Origin of the sequence: Achromobacter sp. Root170 (genome assembly GCF_001428165.1) — a bacterium.
Lineage (GTDB): Bacteria > Pseudomonadota > Gammaproteobacteria > Burkholderiales > Burkholderiaceae_B > Achromobacter > Achromobacter mucicolens.
The window spans coordinates 1-22,749 of sequence record NZ_LMHN01000015.1 but is presented as its reverse complement, the minus strand read 5'-3'; the positions used below and the strand labels follow the sequence as shown (position 1 = coordinate 22,749).

Annotated in this window: 20 protein-coding genes and 1 rRNA gene; 15 read left to right on the top strand and 6 right to left on the bottom strand. The window is 65.5% G+C overall.

Going from position 1 to position 22,749, the window contains the following annotated elements; translation table 11 throughout:
- Positions 1-14: 14 nt before the first annotated feature.
- Positions 15-1,175 (bottom strand): D-alanyl-D-alanine carboxypeptidase family protein, encoded by a 1,161-nt coding sequence (locus ASD87_RS14495; protein ID WP_082586281.1) that lies wholly within the window; start codon positions 1,173-1,175, stop codon positions 15-17.
- A 419-nt stretch (positions 1,176-1,594) separates the two neighbouring features.
- Between ASD87_RS14495 and ASD87_RS14490 the strand changes: the two genes are divergently transcribed.
- From ASD87_RS14490 to ASD87_RS14450, 9 genes are all read left to right on the top strand, one after another.
- The gene (locus tag ASD87_RS14490) at positions 1,595-2,053 is read left to right on the top strand and encodes an HU family DNA-binding protein (protein WP_056322817.1); all 459 of its coding nucleotides are present in this window, start codon (positions 1,595-1,597) and stop codon (positions 2,051-2,053) included.
- Between the two features lie 182 nt (positions 2,054-2,235).
- Positions 2,236-2,748, top strand: a complete 513-nt coding sequence (locus ASD87_RS14485) for a MarR family winged helix-turn-helix transcriptional regulator (RefSeq protein ID WP_056322814.1) — start codon at positions 2,236-2,238, stop codon at positions 2,746-2,748.
- Between the two features lie 98 nt (positions 2,749-2,846).
- The gene (locus ASD87_RS14480) at positions 2,847-4,007 is read left to right on the top strand and encodes an MFS transporter (protein WP_056322813.1); all 1,161 of its coding nucleotides are present in this window, start codon (positions 2,847-2,849) and stop codon (positions 4,005-4,007) included.
- An 87-nt stretch (positions 4,008-4,094) separates the two neighbouring features.
- Complete coding sequence (gene leuS, locus ASD87_RS14475; protein ID WP_056324495.1) at positions 4,095-6,752, top strand: leucine--tRNA ligase; 2,658 nt, start codon at positions 4,095-4,097, stop codon at positions 6,750-6,752.
- 11 nt (positions 6,753-6,763) lie between these two features.
- Positions 6,764-7,426 (top strand): LPS assembly lipoprotein LptE, encoded by a 663-nt coding sequence (lptE, locus tag ASD87_RS14470; RefSeq protein WP_056322811.1) that lies wholly within the window; start codon positions 6,764-6,766, stop codon positions 7,424-7,426.
- A 3-nt stretch (positions 7,427-7,429) separates the two neighbouring features.
- Entirely contained in the window at positions 7,430-8,485 is a 1,056-nt protein-coding gene (holA, locus tag ASD87_RS14465; RefSeq protein WP_056322808.1) for a DNA polymerase III subunit delta, read from the top strand.
- Positions 8,486-8,615: 130 nt separating this feature from the next.
- A complete protein-coding gene (locus ASD87_RS14460; RefSeq protein WP_056322805.1) occupies positions 8,616-9,881 on the top strand; it encodes a glutamate-5-semialdehyde dehydrogenase in 1,266 nt (421 codons plus the stop codon).
- A gap of 139 nt (positions 9,882-10,020) precedes the next feature.
- The gene (locus tag ASD87_RS14455) at positions 10,021-10,401 is read left to right on the top strand and encodes a hypothetical protein (RefSeq protein ID WP_180100684.1); all 381 of its coding nucleotides are present in this window, start codon (positions 10,021-10,023) and stop codon (positions 10,399-10,401) included.
- Between the two features lie 4 nt (positions 10,402-10,405).
- Positions 10,406-11,191 (top strand): 2-keto-4-pentenoate hydratase, encoded by a 786-nt coding sequence (locus ASD87_RS14450; protein WP_056322804.1) that lies wholly within the window; start codon positions 10,406-10,408, stop codon positions 11,189-11,191.
- A gap of 102 nt (positions 11,192-11,293) precedes the next feature.
- Here ASD87_RS14450 and ASD87_RS14445 read toward each other — a convergent pair whose 3' ends face one another.
- Both ASD87_RS14445 and ASD87_RS14440 read right to left on the bottom strand, forming a co-directional pair.
- Positions 11,294-12,709 (bottom strand): amidase family protein, encoded by a 1,416-nt coding sequence (locus ASD87_RS14445; protein WP_056324488.1) that lies wholly within the window; start codon positions 12,707-12,709, stop codon positions 11,294-11,296.
- Positions 12,710-12,793: 84 nt separating this feature from the next.
- The gene (locus ASD87_RS14440; RefSeq protein WP_056322801.1) at positions 12,794-13,663 is read right to left on the bottom strand and encodes a LysR family transcriptional regulator; all 870 of its coding nucleotides are present in this window, start codon (positions 13,661-13,663) and stop codon (positions 12,794-12,796) included.
- Positions 13,664-13,781: 118 nt separating this feature from the next.
- On the opposite strand from ASD87_RS14440, the gene ASD87_RS14435 reads away from it, so the two are divergent.
- Complete coding sequence (locus tag ASD87_RS14435) at positions 13,782-15,179, top strand: MFS transporter (RefSeq protein WP_056322799.1); 1,398 nt, start codon at positions 13,782-13,784, stop codon at positions 15,177-15,179.
- Between the two features lie 18 nt (positions 15,180-15,197).
- Here the strand turns inward: ASD87_RS14435 and ASD87_RS14430 are convergent, their stop codons facing one another.
- On the bottom strand, positions 15,198-15,824 hold the full coding sequence (locus tag ASD87_RS14430) for a hypothetical protein (RefSeq protein WP_056322798.1): 627 nt from the start codon (positions 15,822-15,824) through the stop codon (positions 15,198-15,200).
- A 109-nt stretch (positions 15,825-15,933) separates the two neighbouring features.
- Between ASD87_RS14430 and ASD87_RS14425 the strand changes: the two genes are divergently transcribed.
- From ASD87_RS14425 to ASD87_RS14415, 3 genes are all read left to right on the top strand, one after another.
- On the top strand, positions 15,934-16,944 hold the full coding sequence (locus ASD87_RS14425) for a 3-hydroxyacyl-CoA dehydrogenase NAD-binding domain-containing protein (RefSeq protein WP_235512706.1): 1,011 nt from the start codon (positions 15,934-15,936) through the stop codon (positions 16,942-16,944).
- Positions 16,945-17,387: 443 nt separating this feature from the next.
- Positions 17,388-17,660 (top strand): GNAT family N-acetyltransferase, encoded by a 273-nt coding sequence (locus tag ASD87_RS14420; RefSeq protein WP_056322795.1) that lies wholly within the window; start codon positions 17,388-17,390, stop codon positions 17,658-17,660.
- Positions 17,661-18,520: 860 nt separating this feature from the next.
- Positions 18,521-18,925 carry a YchJ family protein gene (locus tag ASD87_RS14415; RefSeq protein WP_056324484.1) on the top strand — a complete coding sequence of 135 codons (405 nt, stop codon included), beginning with the start codon at positions 18,521-18,523 and terminating at the stop codon, positions 18,923-18,925.
- Between the two features lie 646 nt (positions 18,926-19,571).
- Here ASD87_RS14415 and ASD87_RS14410 read toward each other — a convergent pair.
- Positions 19,572-20,441 carry a LysR family transcriptional regulator gene (locus tag ASD87_RS14410; RefSeq protein WP_056322793.1) on the bottom strand — a complete coding sequence of 290 codons (870 nt, stop codon included), beginning with the start codon at positions 20,439-20,441 and terminating at the stop codon, positions 19,572-19,574.
- 371 nt (positions 20,442-20,812) lie between these two features.
- On the opposite strand from ASD87_RS14410, the gene ASD87_RS14405 reads away from it, so the two are divergent.
- Together ASD87_RS14405 and ASD87_RS14400 are read left to right on the top strand one after the other, a co-directional pair.
- Positions 20,813-21,526, top strand: a complete 714-nt coding sequence (locus ASD87_RS14405) for a haloacid dehalogenase type II (protein ID WP_056322791.1) — start codon at positions 20,813-20,815, stop codon at positions 21,524-21,526.
- Positions 21,527-21,553: 27 nt separating this feature from the next.
- Positions 21,554-22,294: an aldolase gene (locus ASD87_RS14400; protein ID WP_056322789.1), complete on the top strand. Its 741-nt coding sequence runs from the start codon at positions 21,554-21,556 to the stop codon at positions 22,292-22,294.
- Positions 22,295-22,531: 237 nt separating this feature from the next.
- Here the strand turns inward: ASD87_RS14400 and rrf are convergent.
- Positions 22,532-22,644: ribosomal RNA gene (gene rrf / locus ASD87_RS14395) — 5S ribosomal RNA — on the bottom strand.
- Between the last annotated feature and the right edge of the window lie 105 nt (positions 22,645-22,749).

Genomic DNA, 22,749 nt, shown 5'->3' with positions numbered 1-22,749 from the left:
CGAATCGTGTTGCGTTAACCCGCTGTGCCTCGCCACCACAAACGGATGGAATCCCACGCGCGCCCGGCGATGCCCGCCTCGGCCACGGGCTCCAGCGCCACCACCGGAAAGTGCATGGCGGGCTTGCCGTCCACCGTCACCTTCAGTTCGCCCACCGTCGACTGCGCGGCAATGGGCGCGATCAACGGCGCCTGCGGCGCCCAGGCCGATTCGACCTTCGCGCCGGCCGGCACCGTCACGTAGGCGTCGCGCGAGAATCCCACCTTCAGGCTGTCGGTCTCGCCCTTCCAGACCTCGGGCGTGGCCACGGCCTGTCCGCGCGCATACAGCTTGATGGTATTGAACCCCTGGAAGCCCCATTCCAGCAACTCGCGGCTTTCCTGCGTGCGCAGCTTGTCCGACGCAGTGCCCACCACCACCGTGATCAGCCGCCGCTGATCCTTGCCATTGGGCCGCTGCGCCGTGGCAATGATGCAATAGCCGGCCGATGCCGTATGGCCCGTCTTCAGCCCGTCCACACTGGGATCCAGCCAAAGCAGCCGGTTCCGGTTGGGCTGAGTGATCTTGTTGAACGTGAACTGCCTGGCCGAATCGTAGGTCTTGTAGAGCTGCGGAAAGTCACGGATGAACCGCGTGGCCAGGATCGACAGGTCGCTGGCGGTGGAATACGTGTTCGGATCCGGCAGCCCGTGCGGGCTGGCAAAGTGCGTGGCGTGCAAGCCCAGCCGGGCGGCGGTGTCGTTCATCCGCGCGACAAAGGCTTCGACGCTGCCCGACACGGCCTCGGCCAGCGCAACCGCCGCGTCATTGCCCGACTGGATCATCAGGCCGCGCAGCAGGTCGTCCACCGACACCTTGGAGTTGGGCTCCAGGAACATCTTGGAGCTGCCTGCCGGCACCTTCCAGGCCCGCGTCGAGATGGTGACCAGCTGGCTGGCGGTCAGCTCCTTCTTCGTCATCGCATCGAACACGACGTAAGCCGTCATGATCTTGGTCAGGGACGCCGGCTCGATGCGGGTGGTGGCCGCGTGCGACGCGATGACCTGGCCGCTGGTCTCATCCAGCAGCAGCCACGCCTTGGCCGAAAGCGCGGGCGCCGGCATCGATTGCGCCATGGCGCTGGATATACAGGCGGTCGCAACGAGCAGGCTCGCCGCCAACTTCTTCATCAACATATAGCTGCTTCACTTCCAGGTTCTGTTTTCTTCGGGCGCGCGCAACGCGCTTGGGACAAGTCCGATTCACGGGACGTTCCGCCCATGCCCGCCGCGCGCGCCGCCCGCAATTGGAACATGCGCCACAAGATAGGTTCATCCGCACGCGCGGCAAGGGTCCCTGAGCGCGCACGTGGCGCCCTGGATTGGCCCACGTGCGCGTCCCGCAAACGCGAGCCGTCAGAACGTCAGCGAACGTCACGACTTCTTGCGAAACCCCTTGCAGAAGGCACTTTTCTGCGTGGAAACAACAAACAGTGGCTTAAAACCCGCTGCAAAGCCGCTTTTACCGCCACTCTTCCGCTATCATCGGGCGCGTAGCGTCAAATGCCGATATCCGGCACGCGCTGCTCCATGTCCTCAACATACGGATTTTGACCATGGCCACGAAAGCTAAAGCTCCTGCCAAGAAAGTCACCAAGACCGCCGTCAAGGCGCCCGCAAAGAAGGCAACTGCCGCCAAGCCCGCCGTGAAGCCGGCTGCCAAGAAGGCCGTCGCCGCCAAGAAGGTCGCTGCCGCCCCCAAGGCCATCAAGGCCGCGATGAACAAGACCCAGCTCATCGCCTACATCGTTGAGCAATCCGGCGTCGAAGCCAAGTCGGTCAAGGCCGTCCTGGCCAGCCTGGAAACCTCGGTGCTGGGCTCCGTGGACAAGAAGGGCGCTGGCGAATTCACGATGCCCGGCCTGTTCAAGGTCGCCGTGCAGAAGGTTCCCGCCAAGGCCAAGCGCTTCGGCAAGGATCCGTTCACGGGCGAAGAGCGTTGGTTCCCCGCCAAGCCGGCTTCGGTCAAGGTTAAGGTTCGCCCGCTCAAGAAGCTGAAGGACGCCGCGCAGTAATTTCATTACGCGCAGTATCCGGTCAAGCCGGGAAGGGCCCGCCTCGCAAGAGGCGGGCCCTTCTTCATTTGCGCGCGGTCTTTGGCTCGGTAGGTGGCGCGCGCTTTGCACCGGCGGCAAGCCGCTGCTAGAATTTTGTCTTTACGTGAAGATACTTCACATTGACACACCAGCCCGCCGCCATGAATGACCTTGTCGATCTCGTGATCTCGCAATGGACGCAGGAATGCCCTGCGCAGGACTTCGCCGCCATGTCGGTGGTCGCCCGCCTCTTCCGCCTGAACGCATTCGCCGCCCGCAACGTCAATCGCACCTTTCGCCAGTACAACCTGCATCAGGGCGAATTCGACGTGCTCGCCACGCTCTACCGCACCGGCGCGCCGTATGCGATGAATCCGCAAAAACTCGTGCAAGCCCTTCTGCTGACGTCCGGCGCCATGACCAACCGCCTGGACCGGCTGGAAGAGGCCGGGCTGCTCGTGCGCAGTCCCAATCCCGACGACCGGCGCGGCGTCATCGTGTCGCTCACCGCCGACGGGCTGCGCACGATCAAGATCCTGCTCAAGGACTATCTAAGCGACCTGAACGACCTGCTGGAACCGCTGTCCGCCGCGGAACGCCGCCAATTGGCGGGCCTTCTGAAAAAGCTGCTGATCAAGCAGGACCAGGAAACGCCCGGCAGCGTCGACGCCTGAGCTGCCTGCCGCCCACCGTCATCACCCTTTTCAGCCTCAGATCAGTGACTTCTCCTACGCAATCCCCGCCCACGCTCACCGCGCCCATCATCCTCCTGATGTCCGTGGCCACCGGCCTGGCGGTCGCCAGCAACTACTACGCGCAACCCCTGCTGCACACGATCGGTCAGCAGTTCTCGATTTCGAATGCTGCCGCCGGCACCATCGTCACAACGGCGCAGCTCAGCTACGCAGTGGGCCTGATGCTGCTGGTGCCGCTGGGCGACATGTTCGAGCGCCGCGCGCTGATCGTACTGATGAACCTGCTGGCCGCGGGCGGCCTGCTGATCTCGGCCTTTGCCAGCAACATCGCGGTGCTGATCCTGGGCACCGCCCTGACCGGCATGCTGTCCGTCGTCGCCCAAATCCTCGTGCCCTTCGCCGCCACGCTGGCCGCGCCCCACGAGCGGGGCAAGGCCGTCGGCACCGTCATGAGCGGACTGCTCCTGGGCATCCTGCTGGCCCGCACTGCGGCCGGCGCGCTGGCCGACGTGGGCAGCTGGCGCACGGTGTATTGGGTGGCCGCCATCCTGATGCTGTGCATGTCCGCCGTCCTGTGGCGCGTGCTGCCCCGCTACCAAAGCCCCACGGCAATGAGCTATCCGCGTCTGCTGGGGTCGATCCTGCGCATGTTCGTCGAGGAACCCCTGTTCCGCGCCCGCTCCCTGATTGGCGGACTGCTGTTTGCCGCCTTCAGCATGCTGTGGACCCCGCTGACCTTCCTGTTGGCCGGCCCGCCTTATGAATACAGCAACACCACCATTGGCCTTTTCGGCCTGGCCGGCGCCGCCGGGGCCTACGCCGCCAACCGCTTCGGCCGCCTTGCCGACCGCGGACTGGGCAACCTCGCCACCCGCGTGGGCCTGCTGCTGCTCCTGGGTTCCTGGGGACTGATGGCGTTCGGCCAGGTGTCGGTCGTTGCGCTGCTGGCGGGCATCCTGGTGCAGGATCTGGCGATCCAGGGCGTTCACGTCACCAACACCAGTTCCATCTACCGGCTGCGGCCCGAAGCGCGCAGCCGCCTGACCGCCGGATACGTCACCTGCTACTTCATCGGCGGCGCATCGGGTTCGCTGGTATCGTCCTGGCTGTACGCCCATTTCGGCTGGCCGGCGGTGGTCACGGCGGGCGCCCTCCTGGCGGCCCTCACGCTGGCTTATGGCGCCCTTGCGCCCAGTGCGCGCATCCCGGAAATGCCCTCGCCCCCTGCCCGCCCCTAGCACCTCCTATAATCAGGGGTTTTGACCGCCACCGCGCCCCGGCGCGATGGGGCGGCTCACCCCTTTTTCGCCACCGCGCACGAGCCCATGCAGGAACGCTACCTCCCCACTACCGTCGAAGCGGCCGCCCAACAAGACTGGCAGGCCCGCGACGTCTATCTGGTCCAAGAACACGCAAAGAACCCCGACGGCTCCGAAAAGCCCAAGTTCTACGCCTGCTCCATGCTGCCCTATCCCAGCGGCAAGCTGCACATGGGCCACGTGCGCAACTACACCATCAACGACATGATGGCCCGCCAGCTGCGCATGCGCGGCTACAACGTCCTGATGCCCATGGGCTGGGACGCGTTCGGCATGCCGGCGGAAAACGCGGCCATCAAGTCCAAGGTCCCGCCCGCCAAGTGGACCTACGACAACATCGCCTACATGAAGAAGCAGATGAAGGCGATGGGTCTGGCAATCGACTGGACGCGCGAAATGTGCGCCTGCGATCCGCAGTATTACAAGTGGAACCAGTGGCTGTTCCTGAAGATGCTCGAAAAGGGCGTCGCCTACCGCAAGACCCAGGTCGTCAACTGGGACCCGGTCGACCAGACCGTGCTGGCCAACGAACAGGTCATCGACGGCCGCGGCTGGCGTTCGGGCGCGCTCGTCGAAAAGCGCGAAATCCCGGGTTACTACCTGCGCATCACCGACTACGCCGACGAACTGCTGGGCGCGGTCCAGAACGACCTGCCCGGCTGGCCCGAGCGCGTTCGCCTGATGCAGGAAAACTGGATCGGCAAGTCCGAGGGCCTGCGCTTTGCCTTCCCGCACCAGATCGCCGGCCAGGATGGCCAACTGATCCAGGACGGCAAGCTGTACGTCTTCACCACCCGCGCCGACACGATCATGGGCGTGACCTTCTGCGCCGTGGCGCCGGAACACCCCCTGGCCACGCACGCCGCCGCCAACAATGCGCCGCTGGCCGCGTTCATCGAGCAGTGCAAGCTCGGCGGCACGACCGAGGCCGAAATGGCCACGCGCGAAAAAGAAGGCATGCCCACGGGCCTGTTCGTCACGCACCCCATCACCGGCGCGCAGGTTGAAGTCTGGGTCGGCAACTACGTGCTCATGACCTACGGCGACGGCGCCGTCATGGGCGTGCCGTCGCACGACGAGCGCGACTTCGCCTTCGCCAAGAAATACGGCCTGCCCATCGTGCAAGTCGTGGACGTGCCCGGCAAGGAATACTCCACCGACGCCTGGCAGGAATGGTACGGCGACAAGCAGTCGGGCCGCACCATCAATTCCGGCAAGTACGACGGCCTGTCCTACAGGGAAGCCGTGGACGCCATCGCGGCCGACCTGGGCGAAAAGGGCCTGGGCGAAAAGCAGACCACTTGGCGCCTGCGCGACTGGGGCATTTCGCGCCAGCGCTACTGGGGCACCCCGATCCCGATCATCCACTGCGCCGACTGCGGCCCGGTGCCGGTGCCCGAAAAGGACCTGCCCGTGGTCCTGCCCGACGACCTCATCCCCGACGGCAGCGGCAACCCGCTGGCCAAGAACGAAGCCTTCCTGTCCTGCGCCTGCCCCAAGTGCGGCAAGCCCGCCCGCCGCGAAACGGACACGATGGACACGTTCGTGGACTCGTCCTGGTACTTCATGCGCTACACCTCGCCCGGCAACGACAACGCCATGGTCGACCAGCGCAATGACTACTGGATGCCGATGGACCAGTACATCGGCGGCATCGAGCACGCCGTGCTGCACCTGCTGTACGCGCGCTTCTGGACCAAGGTCATGCGCGACATGGGCCTGCTCAACTTCGACGAGCCCTTCACCAAGCTGCTGTGCCAGGGCATGGTGCTGAACCACATCTATTCCCGCAAGACGCCCCAGGGCGGCATCGAGTACTTCTGGCCCGAAGACGTCGACAACGTCTACGACGACCGCGGCGCCATCGTCGGCGCCAAGCTGAAGTCGGACGGTTCGGCCATCAACTACGGCGGCGTGGGCACGATGTCCAAGTCCAAGAACAACGGCGTCGATCCGCAATCGCTGATCGACACGCTGGGCGCCGACACGGCCCGCCTGTTCGTCATGTTCGCCAGCCCGCCCGAGCAGACCCTCGAATGGTCCGATTCCGGCGTCGAAGGCTCCAACCGCTTCCTGCGCCGTCTCTGGTCCATCAGCTACAACCGCCGCGAAGCCATCGCCCGCGGCCTGGCCCACGGCGCGGACTGGGCGCAAGCGCCCGCCGCGGTCAAGGACCTGCGCCGCGAGGTCTACGGTCTGCTCAAGCAGGCCGACTACGACTACCAGCGCATCCAGTACAACACCGTCGTGTCCGCCTGCATGAAGATGCTGAACGCCATCGACGATGCCAAGCTGCCCGAAGGCGCCGAGGCCGATGCCGCCTATGCCGAAACCGTCGGCGTCCTGCTGCGCGTGCTCTACCCGGTCGTGCCGCACATCACCTGGCACCTGTGGCAGGATCTGGGCTACGCCAAGGAACTCGGCGACCTGCTCGACGCGCCGTGGCCGCATGTGGACGAAGCCGCCCTCGTCGCCGACGAGATCGAGCTGATGCTGCAGGTCAATGGCAAGCTGCGCGGCTCGATCCGCGTGGCGGCCAAGGCGGCCAAGGAAGATATCGAAAAACTGGCAGCCAGCCAGGAAGAGGTCGCCCGATTCCTGGAGGGCCGTCCGCCCAAGCGCGTCATCGTGGTTCCGGGCAAACTGGTCAACGTCGTAGGCTGATGAGGTCAAGCATGCACTTCGCCGGGCAACAATCGCAAGTCTCCCGCCAAACCTGGCTGCTGCGCGGCGCCTGCCTGGCGCTGTTCATGCTGCTCTCCGCCTGCGGCTTCGCGCTGCGCGGCACCACCCCGATGCCCTTCGACACACTGTACGTGGGCATTCCCGACAACATCCAGTTCGGCGCAGACCTGCGCCGCGCGCTGCGCGCGGCCTCGCCCAACACCAGACTGGTGGATTCGCGCAAGGAAGCCCAGGCGATCCTCCAGCAGGTCAACGACACGCGCACGCTGCGTGAGGTCTCGCTGAACGCGCAAGGCCGTGTCGAATCCTACGAACTCGGCATCAACTACACGTTCCGCCTGATCGACGCCAAGGGCCGCGCCCTGGTCCCCGACACGACGCTGTCCATCTACCGCGAAATGCCGTACGACGACCAGGTCGTGCAGGCCAAGCAAGGCCAGATCGAAACGCTGTACAAGGCCATGCAGCGGGACCTCGTCTCGCGCGTGCTGCGCCGCATCACCGCGCCGGACGTGCACAAGGCATTCGAAGCCGCGCAAGCGGGCGGCGACGACGCAAACGCGCCGTTGTTCGACCCCAACGAGCAGCAACGACCGCGCGTGCCCACGCCCTGGCAGACGCCGTCCGTCACCGATCCGGCCATCGTCCGCTAGTCCATGGCACAGCCTCTGGACGCGGATCGGCTGGCCGAACACCTGCAGCGGCCCGGCAACCGCCTGGCGCCGCTGTACACGGTGTCGGGCGACGAGCCGCTGCTGGTGACCGAAGCCGTCGACTCCCTTCGCGCCGCCGCGCGCAACGCTGGCTACACCGAGCGGCTGTCCATGGTGATGGACGCGCGCAGCGACTGGAGCGCGGTCATTGCCGCCACCCAGAGCGTGTCGCTCTTTGGCGACCGCCGCATCCTTGAAATCAAGATACCCACCGGCAAGCCGGGCAAATCCGGCGCCGACACCCTGACCAAACTGGCCGAACAGGCCGAAAAGCAGCCAGACGCCGACACCCTGGTGCTGATCGCGCTGCCCCGTCTGGACAAGGCCACCCGCGAAAGCCGCTGGATGCAGGCGCTTGCCCGCGCCGGCATGTCTGTCGATATCGCCAACATCGAACGCGGCCGCCTGCCCGCCTGGGTCGGCATGCGCCTGGCGCGCCAGAACCAGCGCGCCGACAGCGCCACCCTGCAATGGATGGCGGACAAGGTCGAAGGCAACCTGCTCGCCGCCCACCAGGAAATCCAGAAGCTGGGCCTGCTCTACCCCGAAGGCCAGCTTGCCCCCGAGGACGTCGAGCGCGCCGTGCTGAACGTCGCCCGCTACGACGTCTTCGGTCTGCGCGATGCCATGCTGGCCGGCGACATCGGCCGCACCATCCGCATGATCGACGGCCTGCGCGCCGAAGGCGAGGCGCTGCCGCTGGTGCTGTGGGCAGTCGGCGAAGAAATCCGCTTGCTGGCCCGCATTGCCGAAGCACGCGCGCTGGGCCAGGACGCGGGCGGCCTCATGCGCCGCCTGCGCATTTTCGGCGCGCATGAACGCCTTGCGCTGCAGGCCCTGAACCGGGTGCAGCCCAACGTCTGGCCCGCTGCCGTGCAGCACGCCCACGAAGTCGACCGCCTGATCAAGGGCCTGTCGGTGCCCGGACGCCTGTCGGACCCCTGGGAAGAAATGACCCGGCTGGCCCTGCGCGTGGCCGCCGCCGGCGGCCGACCGTGAAGGCGGCTTCGCCGCCTGCCTCCCGCCCCCATCCGGTCCGCCGACCGGATCTCGCCCGGCCCTCCCGCCGGATATACACTGACTCTTCAGGCGGCGCCCGCGCCGCCTTCTCCACAAGATCGACGCCGCCATGTCCTCGTCCTCCATCGAACAAGCCATGCTGACCCTGGGCGAAAACGCCCGCCGCGCCTCGCGCGCCATGATGCGCGCCGACAGCGCCGCCAAGAACCGGGCGCTGATCGCCATGGCCGACGCGCTGGCCGCCAGCCACGACGAACTGAAAGCCGCGAACGAAAAGGACGTGGCCGCCGCCCGGGCAAATGGCCTGGAGCCCGCCCTGCTCGACCGCCTGACCCTGTCGGACAAGACGCTGGCGCACATGGCCGAAGGCCTGCGCCAAATCGCCGCCCTGCCCGACCCGATCGGCAGCATCACCGCCACCACCGTGCGGCCCAACGGCATGCGTGTCGCCCAGATGCGCGTGCCATTGGGCGTGATCGGCATCATTTACGAATCGCGCCCCAACGTCACCATCGACGCGGCGGCCCTGTGCCTGAAGTCCGGCAACGCCGCCATCCTGCGCGGCGGCAGCGAAGCCCTGCACTCGAACGTGGCGCTCGGCCGCATCGTGCAGACCGGCCTGGCCGCCGCCGGCCTGCCGCAGGATGCCGTGCAGGTCGTCGCCACGACCGACCGCGCGGCCGTGGGCGCGCTCATCACCATGACCGAGCACATCGACGTCATCGTGCCGCGCGGCGGCAAGGGCCTCATCGCCCGGCTGTCCCAGGAAGCGCGCGTGCCGCTCATCAAGCATCTGGACGGCAACTGCCACATCTACATCGACGCGGCGGCAGACCCCGACAAGGCCCACGCCATCGCCCTGAACGCCAAGACCTACCGCTATGGCATCTGCGGCGCCATGGAAACGCTGCTGATCGACGCCGTGGCCGCCGTGTCCATCTTGCCCAGCCTGGCCGCCGCCTTCGCCGAACACGGCGTCGAACTGCGCGGCTGCCCGCGCACGCTGGCGCTGCTGCCGCACGCCACGCCCGCCACCGAGGAAGACTGGGCCACCGAATACCTGGCGCCCATCCTGGCCGTGCGCATCGTCGACACGCTGGACGACGCCATCGAACATATCGCGCGCTATGGCTCGGGCCACACCGACGCGATCGTGACGCAAGACCTGTCTGCGGCCCAGCGCTTCCAGCGTGAAGTCGACTCCAGCTCCGTGTACGTCAACCTTCCCACCTGCTTTGCAGACGGCTTCGAATACGGGCTGGGCGCCGAAATCGGCATTTCCACCAATCGCCTGCACGCGCGCGGTCCGGTCGGTCTGGAAGGCCTGACCACGCTCAAGTGGGTCTTGAACGGCGAAGGCCAGACCCGCGGCTGACCCAGCCCAAGCGCCCGACCGGCGCTACTGACGCGGCCCTGAACACGGGGCCGCGCCAAGCCCTCTACAATAGGGCCAGCTTTTTTTGCCTGAATTTGTCCATCCCACGCGGTCCCGCCGCGCATCGTTGAGATCCCCCATGCATTCACCCGTCATGGCAATGGCCTTCAGCCTGTTTGTGCTGTGTTTCATCACCTGCACGATCAGCGGCATCGTGCTGTTCTTCTTCAAGACCCAGCAGGTCAATGCGGCCCTCAAGCACCCCTATCTGCAGCATCGGCCGTTCAAGCAATTCCCGCTGGCGATCCAAGCCGCGATCATGCTCGATTATTTCTTCCGCCTGATGTTTCCCGGCACGCGCATGTGGTTGATCGGCAATGCCAACGACCTGCTTGCCCACGTCGATCCCAAGAAGGTTCCGCTGTCCCTCAAATGGCCGATCGTCGGCTTCTGGGGATCTTGCTGGCTGGGCCTGATCGCCATGATCGTCTTGTGGATCATGCTGTTCCTCGGAGCCTGAACGCATGCAGATCAGATTTGAAGACTATCCCGGCAGCATCGACGCCGCGCGCTTTCTGATCGCCGCGCGCCAGACCGGCGTGGCCGGCCCCCGCCTGCCTGCGGAATGCCGGCCGCAGTCCCTGGGCCAGGCCTTCGCCGTGCAGCAGCGCACCGCTGAACTGCTTCGCGAAACGCGCCAGGACACCATCGCGGCCTGGAAAAGCGCGCTACCCTCGCCCGAAAAAACCGTCGTGGCGCCCATCTATGCCTCGGGCACGGCTGACGCCGCGGCCGGGCCGGTCGCCACCCGCGATGCCGTCGTGCGCATCGAACCCGAAATCGCGTTCGAAATCGCCCGCGACCTGCCGCCGCGCGACACACCCTACACCGAAGCCGAGATCGATGCCGCCGTCGGCGGCGCCCGCCTGGCGCTCGAAGTTCTGGGCTGCCGCTACGCCGCCCCCGAACATGCAAGCCTGCCCGAGCTGCTGGCGGACCACATGTTCAACCAAGGCCTCGTCCTGGGCCCGCGGATTTCATCGCCCGACGCAGCCCCCGGCTGCATGACCATCACGTTGACGGTCGATGGCGTTGAAGTCGAGCAGCACGCGGGCATCCACCCGAACGACCGCCCCAAGGCCGGCCTGTACTGGCTGGCCAATTTCCTGCGCGAGCAAGGCCTGGGGCTGACGGCCGGCCAGCACGTCATCACCGGCTCATACGCGGGCTTTCTGGACGTGCCCGCCAATCAAGACATCGAACTGGCGTACGGCGATCTGGGCGTGCTGAAGGTGCGCTTCGGCGGCTAAGGCCGCACGGACGGCCACCTTCAGGCCGCCTCACTTTCAGGCTGGCCCACCTTCTGGCCGTCCCACCTTCAGGCAGCCCCGCCGTTATCCACCAACCGCCAATTACTTCGGCGCAGGCCCGGCGATACTGATCGGCTCGCCGGCCGCCTCGATGATTTCGCCGGCCGCCAGGCACAGGTCCTCGCGGTACCGCCCCGCCACCACCTGCACGCCCACCGGACTCGGGCCCGCGCTGCTCATGGCGCTACCCATCGCCACGGACAGTCCCGGCAAGCCCATGAACGGCAGACCGATCTGGGTCATCTGCGCGCGCCACACGCGCGCATAGGCCGCGTCGCCTTGCAGATCCAGGTTGTCGGGAAATGGCAGTTCGGCCGACACCGGCAAAAGCAGCACCGGATACTCGGCAAAGAACATCTCCCACAAACGCGTGAGCGTGGCGCGACGCGTCAGCACCGCCGAAAAGGTCGTCAGATCCGCGCCCGCCGCTTTGTCGCGTTGCCCGGCCAGCGCCACCAACGCGCCCGGGTCGCCTTCTTTTTCCGCAGCCGCCAGCATGGCGTCGTAGCCGTCGGCCATCCACATGCGGATCTGCAGGTCGGCGGCCTCCTGCATCGGCGGCAGCGCTTCCAGCGTATCGACTGTCCAACCCGCCTCGCTCAGCCGCCGCGCCGCTTCCTGCAACGCCTTCACCACTGCGGGATCGGTATCCATGCCTTCCGGGTTCAGACACAGCGCAGCGCGCCGCGGCGCCTCCGGGCCGGTCAGCGGCGCCGGCACCCACCACGGATCGCGCGGATCCGGCGCAGCCAGCGCGGCCAGCCCCACCCGCACATCGGCAATCGTGCGGCCCAGCGGTCCCGACACGGCGGTGATCTGCCCGCCGATCGAACGCTCCGGCAGCGAGGCGTTGTAGGCCGCCACCCTGCCCAGCGATGGACGCAGGCCATGCACGCCGCACGCATAGGCGGGGTAACGGATCGACCCGGCGATGTCGGTGCCATGCGCCAGATGCCCAATGCCTGCCGCCACGGCAGACGCGGCGCCGCCCGACGAACCGCCGGGCGTCAGCGCCGGATTCCGCGGATTGCGCGTGTCGCCATGCAACACGTTGCCGGTGAACCAGCGCAGGGAAAACGCCGGCGTGTTCGTGCGGCCCAAAATCACCGCGCCGGCCCGCCGCAAGTTGTCGACGACCGGACTGTTCCGTTCGGCAATCAGGTCTTTCTGCAATCGCACGCCGTTGGTCGTAGCAAAGCCCGCCTGATCCACGTTGACCTTCACGGTCACGGGCACGCCGGCCAGCATGCCGGGATCTTCTCCGCGCGCGATTGCCGCGTCCACCTCGGCCGCCTGCGCCAGCACGTCTTCCGGCCGATGATCCACCACCGCGTTGATCGCGGGATTGACGGCATCAAGCCGCTGCAGCGCGCTTTGCGCGGCCTGCACGGCGGACACTTCACGCTTGCGGACAAGGGCGGCAAGCTCAACTGCGGACAAACGCCAAAGATCGGACACGCGCAACTCCTGAGGTCGTGGGTTTTCCTGCGGGCCAGCAAACCTTAGCGCCAGTCGCGCCGCGCGACAAGCCTCGGCTTGCCGCTAATTGCTCTCTTCAAAGACCTCGACAATCGCGTCGGCCACGGCCCGCACGCGCGCGGTGCGGTTCAGGTCGCCATGCATCACCAGCCACAGGTCATACGCCTCGGCGCGCGCTGGCCAGATGCGCACCAGGTCCGGGTGGTCGGGCGCCATGTGCGTGGGCAGCTCGCCGATGCCAAGACCCGCCACGACCGCGTCGATGATCATCAACCCCGAATTCACCTCGACACCGATGCGGCCATTGCGCGTGGGTTCGCCGCAAAGGGAATCCGACCAGCCCGGCAGCACGGCTTGCTGATAGGCGATCAAGGTGTGCCCCGCGAACGCGGTGCCGGGCTTGGGCTCTCCGTGCGCGTCCAGGTACGCGCGCGACGCATACAGGCCGACCTCCTTGCGCGCCAAGTGGCGATGGATCAGATCGGGGTTGTCGGGCTTGATGTTGCGGATGGCCAGATCGGCCTCACGGCGCGTCAGATTGCTGATCTGGATGCCGGTCGTCAGCACCACGCGAATGTCAGGGTGTTCGGCGTGGACCCGCTTGATGGCCTCCATCACGAAATAACGGGCAACCGTCTCCGAGGCTGCCACGCGAACCACCCCCGACAGCCGGTGATCCAGCCCCTGCATCTGGCGCTGCAGCTGGTCCGCCGCCTGCTCCATGCGTTCGGCGGCCGCAAACGCAAGCTCGCCCGCCGAAGTCGGGACGTAGCCACCGGGCGTGCGCAAGAACAGGCGCGCATCCAGCGACGCCTCCAGCGCGGCTAGGCGCCGTCCAGCGGTGGCCTGGTCGATCTGCAGCACCGCCGCCGCCCCGCGCAGCGTTCCCACACGGTAGATGGCCAGAAATATTCTCGCGTTGTCCCAATCCATTTGACGTCCGTGATGCACTTTTGCATGACTATAAAGCAGTAATACGGCTTTTTTGCATCACAACAAGCGCCTAAGCTTTGCACCTCCCGCACCCCGCCCCCTCGAAAAGAGTCCCATCATGTCATCCGCCTGCCGCCCCATCGCCGCCCAAGACGCGCTGCCCGTCGCTGCCACGGGATGGGTGCCGCTTGTCACCCTGGCCATCGGGTTCGTCATGGCCATGCTCGACGTAACCGTGGTCAATGTGGCGATTCCCAGCATCGCGCTCCAGTTCGCCGTCCCGCTGACCGACCTGGTGTGGATCGTCGACGGCTACACGCTGACGTTCGCCGCCCTGCTGCTGGTCGCCGGCGCGCTGGCCGACCGCTACGGCGCCAAGACCCTCTACCTTGCCGGCTTGGGGGTGTTCACCGCCGCGTCACTGCTCTGCGGCCTGGCGCCAAACGCCAACACCCTGATCGCGGCCCGCATGCTGCAAGGCGTCGGCGCGGCGCTTTTCATGCCAAGCTCGCTCAGCCTGCTCACGCACGCCTATGACGACGAAAGGGTGCGCAACCGCATGCTGGCCGCCTGGTCCGCCATCGTGGCGGTCGCTGGCGCATCGGGACCGTTGCTGGGCGGCGCGCTGATCCACCAATTTGGATGGCGCGGCATCTTCCTCATCAACATCCCGCTGGGCCTGGCAGGCCTGTGGCTCGCCCGCCGCCGCATCGCGTCCGCGCCACGTCGCGCCCGCGCGCTCAACCCCATGAGCCACGTGCTCGGCGTCGTGGCGCTGTCCAGTCTGTGCTTCGTGCTGATCCAGGGCAACGCCTATGGCTGGACCTCCCCGGCCATCGCAGCGACGATGCTTCTGGGCCTGGCCGCCGCCGCGCTTCTGGTGCACCGCGAACGGCAGCACGCCGAACCCATTCTCCCGCGGACGCTCTTCGCCACCCCGCAATTCTCCGCGGCCAACGCGGTGGGGTTTCTCATCAACCTCGCGTCGTATGGCCAACTGTTCTTGCTCAGCCTGTTCCTGCAGCATGCACGCGGCGCCGATGCGTTGCAGACCGGCATCGAGCTGGTGCCGATGCTGGCGGTATTCTCCATCGGCAACCTCATCTCGGGGCGCGTGTCGGCGCGGTGGAACGTGTCGGCATCGCTGCTCGGCGGCGTCTCGCTCGCGGCCGCAATGAGCGCCGTCGGCATCGCCGCGTTCACTCCCGGCGTCGCGTACTGGCCATTTGCCATCGTCGTCGCGCTGGCCAACCTGGGCGTAGGGATCGCCGTGCCGGCGATGACCAGTATCGTCATGCAGGTATCCGGCCGCCAGCACGCCAACAGCGCGGCCGCCGCCCTGAATGCCAATCGCCAGTCCGGCGCGCTGGTCGGCGTCGCGGTGATGGGCACCCTTCTGCATCTGCTGCCCGACTGGCACGCCACGTTGCCTGCCGCCTACGGCGTCATCACCGCCAGCTATGGCATCACGGTTGTGCTCGCATGGCGCTATCTGCGCCGCACCCGCAACGCCTGAGCCGGCATGTAAGCATCTTCAACCAGCGGGCGGGATTTCCACGCCGCGGCCGGCATAGAACCTGTCGAAGTCGGCCAGCGGCAGCACCACGTCCGCCTGCGAGCCCGGCTCGCCCGACGGGTTATGAAACGTCACGGCGTCGGGCGTGGCGCGCGTCACCAGCACCAGATGCCCGCCCTTTTTCGGCGGCTGCACAGCGGGCCAGCGAATCGACGGATGTACCGAGGCCATGAAGTAATCCGCCCGCGCCATCAGCTCAGGCAGGCCTGAAGCCGGCAAGTCCACGCGCACGTGCGCACGCATGCCAAAGACTTCCGCGACGTATTGCACGAACGGTGCGTAGATCAGGCCCCTGATGCTTCCGTCCGGTTCCTCGACGTACGCCCCGTAAGACAAGCTGCGCCGCGCCAGCTCCAGGGTCGGATAGGCGTGACCGGTGCGCGCCGCGAGCACCATCTTCAGACACGCCATCCCGCACACATGGCTGGCCCAACGCACGTACTCGTCCAGATCCCGCGCCCCGGAATTGCGCCATGCGGGGTCGTCAGCCAGCGCCAGTTCCCCGCGAATGATCTCGCCCGCCCGATGCGCGGATTCCCATTGGCAGAAATACGGAACGGTCGCGCGCGCGGGTGTTGGACGCATGCAAGCCTCCTGGCAATTTCTAAAAGCCCTATCTTGCCGCCGCTCAGCTTGCATGGCAACGGCATCGGCTTTGCTTCACAATGAAGCAAACCCAACAACGGAGACCTGCATGTCCAGCCTTGCTTCGTCCAGCTCTGCTTCGTCAAACCCGCCGTCGTCGCCGTCTGACTTGCACGGCTCCGCTTCCTCCACCGCCATCCCCATCCGCCGCGTCGCCATCGTCGGCGCCGGCACGATCGGCGCCAGTTGGGCAGCGCTGTTTCTCGCGCACGGACTTGAAGTCGTGGTCAGCGATCCCAGCCCGCATGCCGAGGCCCAAACCATCGCCCGCGTGCAGGCGGCTTGGCCGGTCCTGGCCGAACTTGGCCACGTGCGCTCCGGCGCCACCGCCGACGCGCTACGCTTCGAACCCGATCTCGAAAAGGCGTTGACCGGCGTGGATTTCGTGCAAGAAAACGCGCCCGAACGCGAAGACTTCAAGACGGACCTGTTTGCCCGCATCGACGCCGTCCTGCCCCCGCACGTCATCGTCGCATCGAGCTCATCGGGACTCATCATGAGCCGGCTGCAATCGCGCTGCCGCCATCCCCAACGGTTCGTGATCGGCCACCCCTTCAATCCGCCGCACCTCATTCCGCTGGTCGAAGTCGTCGGCGGCGACCAGACGTCCGCCGACACCATGGACCGCGCCATCGACTTCTATCGCAGCATGGGCAAATACCCCATCCGCCTGAACAAGGAAGTCCCCGGCCACATCGCCAACCGCCTGCAAGCCGCCCTGTGGCGCGAGGCCATCCACCTTGCCGCCGAAAACGTCGCCAGCGTCGCGGACATCGACGCCGCGGTATCGCAAGGCCCCGGCCTGCGCTGGGCGCTCTTCGGCCCGCACATGACGTTTAACCTGGGCGGCGGCGAAGGCGGTCTGGCGCATTTCATGCACCACCTCCTGGGCCCGGTGCAAACTTGGTGGGACGACCTAGGCGCACCCGAGGTCACGCCAGCGCTGCAGCAACGCCTGATCGAAGGCGTCAACGCCGAGGCCGGCCACCGCAACATTGCCGACCTCGTCGAAACCCGCGACGCGCAACTTACCGCGTTGATCAAGGTGCTGCACCGGTAAAGGCCTCAGCATTGAGCCGGAGCTGCGCGCCGTCGGCGCTAATATCGGTAACCCGTCATCGTTATAGCCATCCGCCATCGCCCGCCGATCCCCGGGCCGCACCCGGCGAACCGACTCCGGGCGCGGCTTTTCGGCGGCGTCTTGTATACGATGGCAAGTGCCTGGCGCCACGAAGGCAGATTTCCGAGTCGGCAACCCAGGCCGCGGGCTCGAAACTTGCTCGCTGAATGAAGTCCGTCCTTTCCCGGTTTACAGAGCGGGGTTGCCGTTCTGCCCGCGAGAGGGGTTTGAAACGCGTTCGAAGCGGAGCGGGGCTGCCCGGTGTGACTCGCACGCGGTGTGCACGGTTTATGCCCGGCGCGATCCTCAATTAGCGCGTTGTTTGTGAATGCGGCGCGGGCCTCAACAACGCCCGCTCAGCCGCCACCCAAGGAGTTTCTTGAATGATTTCCGTAATACACGACACCGACCGCTCCCGCTTCACCGCCACCGTCGACGGCGTGCTGTGCGTGCTGGACTATCAACTGCAAAACGGCGCCATGGCAATCACGCACACAGGCGTACCCAGCGCGGTAGGCGGCCGCGGCATCGCCGCCGAACTGACCCAACAAGCCCTGCTCACCGCGCGCAAAAACGGCTGGAAGGTCAAACCCTATTGTTCCTACGCCGACGCCTACATCAGACGCCATCCCGAATACGCCGACCTGCTGGCCTGACGCGATCTCCCGATCCGTTCTCCGCCTTTACCTGCGAGTCCTGTTCGCCCGACCTGGCGCTAATGCGCAGCGCCCTCCGCCTGCGCCATATCTTGGCTGCAGTCGCAGCGGCGCTCGGTTTGGCAGGTTTGCCTGTCGTCCCGCCAAGTTGCCGTAATTTGTTGCGGTGATCAGGCACGAGCTCTTGTCGCGCGATTGCGTTGCCTCGATCGGCTCCCCGATCCGTTGCTTCGATCCGTTGCCTCGATCCTCCGCCCCGACTCGCTCGCTCGTTTCGCTGGCTCGATCCGCTGCCTGGGCCCGTTGTCTCGATCTCTTGCCTCGACTTGCGGGCCAGATCCATTGCCTCGATCCGTTGCGTCGACTCGCTGCCTTGGTCCGTCGCATCGACTCGCTGCCTCGATCCGTTGCCTCGATCCGTTGCCTCGGTCCGTTGCCTCGGTCCGTTGCCTCGGTCCGTTGCCTCGATCCGTTGCCTCGGTCCGTTGCCTCGGTCCGTTGCCTCGGTCCGTTGCCTCGGTCCGTTGCCTCGGTCCGTTGCCTCGATCCGTTGCCTCGACTCGCTGCCTCGATCCGTTGCCTCGGTCCGTTGCCTCGAGCCGCGTCGCCTCGATTGCTTGCCTCGATTTGATGCCCTGTCTAGCGGCCATATCAATCGCCTCAGCCTCTCGCGGCCCAGGTGAAGCGACCCCTTGTTTTTTGTTCTGCCGTATCGTCAGAAGCCTAGATCTGACGAATCGAGCGGGCTTCCGGCCTCGCTTCCAAATTGGTTTTATCTGCCGGTCGCCTCGATCCGTTATGCTGACCGCTTGAACACTTCTGATTCTCTGATCCGCGTCCGGATCCAATTGCCCCAAGCCGTGCCAAAGCAACCAAGCCCCTCCAATCCCTCCTGCCCCTGCGGCAGCTCCCGTAGCTACGCCGAGTGCTGCGGCCGCTGGCACGACGGCCCGCAGGCGCTGCAAGCCCCTACGGCCGAAGCCCTCATGCGCTCACGATACAGCGCCTTTGTGCTGGACAACCTGCCTTATCTGTTGGCAACGTGGCACCCGCGCACGCGCCCTGCGTCACTCGATCCCAACCCGCCCGGCCTGAAATGGCTGGGCTTGCAAATCAAGGCCGCGGCAAATCAGGACGCAGAACACGCAACCGTCGAGTTCGTGGCCAGAAGCCGCCTTGACGGCCGCGCCAGCCGCATCCACGAGACCAGCCGCTTCCTGCGAGAAAACGGACAGTGGTTCTACCTAGACGGCGACGTACGCTGAAGGGAAACCTCCCGCCACGATCGCGGCCATAATTGACGCCAAATTTGACGCCGAATTTGAAGCCGCGATGAGGCAGCGATGAGATCACGATTGACGCCGTRYTTGAMGCCGCRATGTTGYCGCGATTGACGCCGTGTTTGACGCCGCAATATTGCCGCGACTGACGTCGTGTTTGAGGCCGCGATGCTGCCGCGAATGTCGCGGTGTTTGAGGCCGNCCGCAATATTGCCGCGACTGACGTCGTGTTTGAGGCCGCGATGCTGCCGCGAATGTCGCGGTGTTTGAGGCCGCAATGGTGCCGCAATTGACGCCSTGTTTGGCGCCGCAATGKTGCCGCGACTGACGCCGTGTTTGRCGCCGCAATGKTGCCGCGAYTGACGCMGTGTTTGASGCCGCGATGTTGCCGCGAGTATCGCAGCAGGTGAGGCCGCGATCGGGTCCAGGATTGGGACCACGACTGTGGCCATGATGGTGCCCGTGACTGTCGCCGTGACTGCTACCACGACCGCTGCCGCGACTGTATCCCTGACCGCCGCCGTGACCGCCACCATGACTGTCGCTTGTGCTGAGGCCGTCACCACGGCGTAGATTTGACTCTACACCGCGCGGCCTCTCCCGCTTAGCCCGACCATCCAAAACGTCCCTGCTACGTCACCGGCTGCTTCATCTCCCCACCAATCGCCTGCTTCAGCGCACCCACCAGATCCTGGCCAACACTGCCGAGGGCGCGCGCGTCTCCCACGATCGCGAGCTCGGTCGGCGGCACATCGGCAAACCCGTCCGCGGTGCCCAATTCGACATGCGTATCAAGGCGCGCCGAAGCCGGCAACAGACTGACGCCCAGCCCCGCTGCCACGGCCGCCTGCACGCCGGCCAGACTGTGGCTGTGGTAGGCGATATGCCACGGCCGCCCGGTGCTCTCCAGCGCATAGATCATCCGCTTGCGATAGACGCATCCCTGCGGAAAAAGAACCAGTGGCACGACGGCCGCCGCTTGATTGCGCCCTTGTCCGCCCACCCACACCAGCCGTTCCGGCCAAGCCGCAAGGCAAGGCCCTTCACCCGGATCCCGCTTGACCAGCGCCAGATCGAACTCGCCGGCCGCCAGCCCCGCCCGAAGATCCGTGCTCATGCCGCTCAACGTTTCCAGCCGCACCTGCGCATGCCGCGCCGCAAACTCCGCCAACAGCACCGTCAACCGCGACACATCGAAGTCCTCAGGCACGCCCAATCGAATCACGCGAGCGCTTCTCGGCGCTGACAGTACATGCTCGGCCTCCCCCGCAATCGCAAGCAAGCGCCGCGCGTACGCCAACATGACTTCGCCGTCCTCGGTCGCAGACACATTGCCGCCGGCGCGGTCCCGCAGCAGCAAGGTCTTGCCCACGCTCAGTTCGAGCTTGCGCACCTGCTGGCTAACCGTCGACTGCGTGCGATGAACACGGCTGGCCGCCCGAGTGAAACTGCCTTCGTCCACGACGCAAACCAGCGTCTTCAATAGTTCAAGATCGAGCATCGGCTTTGATTAATTGATGTTGAAGTGCCGCTCACGAGCGAGCTGGATCGCTTCCAAATCTTCCCGCCCTGACCGGCTCGGCTAGCCCTGGCATCTAACCTCTACACCCAGACAACAAAGCAGGTCGGGCGCGGCGCGCTTGTACGTCGGCGTGGGGCCCTTCCCCCAGCGCCGTTTGCGCACTCGCGGCGTGCGGCTCATCAGCTGGATGGGACGGCCCTTCTTGCTAGCGGAGCCACCCATGCACTACGGCGCTTGATAAGCATACCGCACCTCATTGGCTGCACAACTAAGGTAAGCGCATTAATTAATTTTACAACTTATAGCAGCGGGCCTTACGCTGAAGCTCCGAACTCTCTCCGAGCACCGACATGCCTTTTAACCAAGCTCCCCGCCCGCAATGGCTGACCTTCGACTGCTACGGCACGCTCATTCAATGGGACGAAGGCTTGCAAGCCGCGGTGGAAAAGATCCTCGCGGGCCGCGAGGCCGCAATGAACCGGCCGACCGCCGCGCAGTTTCTGCATATATACGATGGGCACGAGCACCACCTTGAACAGACGCCGCCCTACCGCAACTTCGCCGAGGTCACCCGCGAATCGTTACGCCTCACCATGGCGCATTTCGGCCTTGAGTACCGGCCCGAAGACGCGGAGACACTAACGGGCAGCATTTCCCGCATGCCCCCCTTCCCGGAAGTCGTCGACACACTCGGCAGGCTCAAACAAGCCGGATTTAGCCTGTGCATCATCTCCAACACCGATGACAACATCATCGCGGGCAACGTGGCCCAAATGGGTGGCCATATCGACCGCGTCATTTCAGCTGAACAGGCCCGCGCGTACAAACCCTCACCCGCCATCTTCGCGCACGCTCATCAAAAGCTTGGCGTCACCCCGGCAGACGTCGTTCATATCTGCGCCAGCCCTCATCTGGATCTCGCTGCAGCACGCGACATTGGCTTTCGCTGCATCTGGATCGACCGCGGCACCGGCCGCAAACCCTTGCCTGACTACCAGCCTGACGCTACCGTAGCAACTCTGGATCGCGTGCTGGACGTTTTCAGTAAAGCCGGCTGGCTCTGATCCCCAACCCATCCCTTGAAGGTTGTCATGTTCCAGGAACCCGGTTTTGCCAGCGCACTCTTCCATGCAGATCCCGTCACCGCTCTACGCACGGACCTGGCGCTGGCCCTACGTGCGGCCTCGGCTCACGGACTGGGCGAAGGCGTCTGCAATCATTTCAGCGTGGCATTGCCGGGCGATCCCGATCATTTCCTTCTGAACCCACGTGGCCTCATGTGGAACGAGGTGCAGGCGGACGACATCGTGCTGGTCGACGCGCACGGCAACAAGCTTGCCGGCCGCCACGAAGTCGAGCCCACCGCCATGTTCATCCACGCCGCCATCCACCGCATCGCCGGCAAGGCCTGCGTGCTGCACACCCACATGCCCTACGCCACGGCACTCACGCTCACCACGGATCGCGGCTTGGACACCACCCTGTCCCAAAACGCCATGCGCTTTCACGGCCGCCTCGCCATCGACCACGCCTATAACGGACTGGCGTTGGACGTGTCCGAAGGCGAACGCATCGCGCACGCCATGCAAGGCGCGGACATCGTTTTCCTCGGCAACCACGGCGTCGTTGTCTGCGGCGAACGTCTCGACTACGCCTACGACGATCTCTTCTTCCTCGAGCGGGCCTGTACCGCCCAGGTCTTGGCGCAATCCACCGGCCGTCCCCTGGTTCCCGTCCACGCCGACCTCGCCGCCAAGGTTGCGGCCCAGATTCAAAGCGAACGCCTGCAATCCGAGCTATTTTTCGCAGCGCTGCGCCGCCAGCTTCCGTAGTCAGAAAAGCATCCGACTCAAACAGCAGAGCACCCGATCCAGCCATAAACAAAACCCCCTCGCGGCGCCAGCCGCGAGGGGGTTTTTAATAAATTCCGAGCCTGCATTCCCGTTGCAGCAATTCCTTTGCTGCATCCCTAATACCGCATTTCCGATACTGGAATCCCAATGCAGTAATCCCGACGCCACAGAGACAAAACCCCGCAGGGGATACCTGCGGGGTTTTGAGCAATAAAAGCCTGACGATGACCTACTTTCACAGACGTCCGTCCACTATCATCGGCGCAAAGGCGTTTCACTGTCCTGTTCGGGATGGGAAGGAGTGGGACCACCTTGCTATGGTCGTCAGGCGTAACTGGTTGAGCAGTTGCGGGTTAGGCAACAGCTCCAATCTTGGAAGAAGCGCAACGCGTGGCGATCAGAGCTTGGGGCTCGATGATCGGCGCACGGTGGGG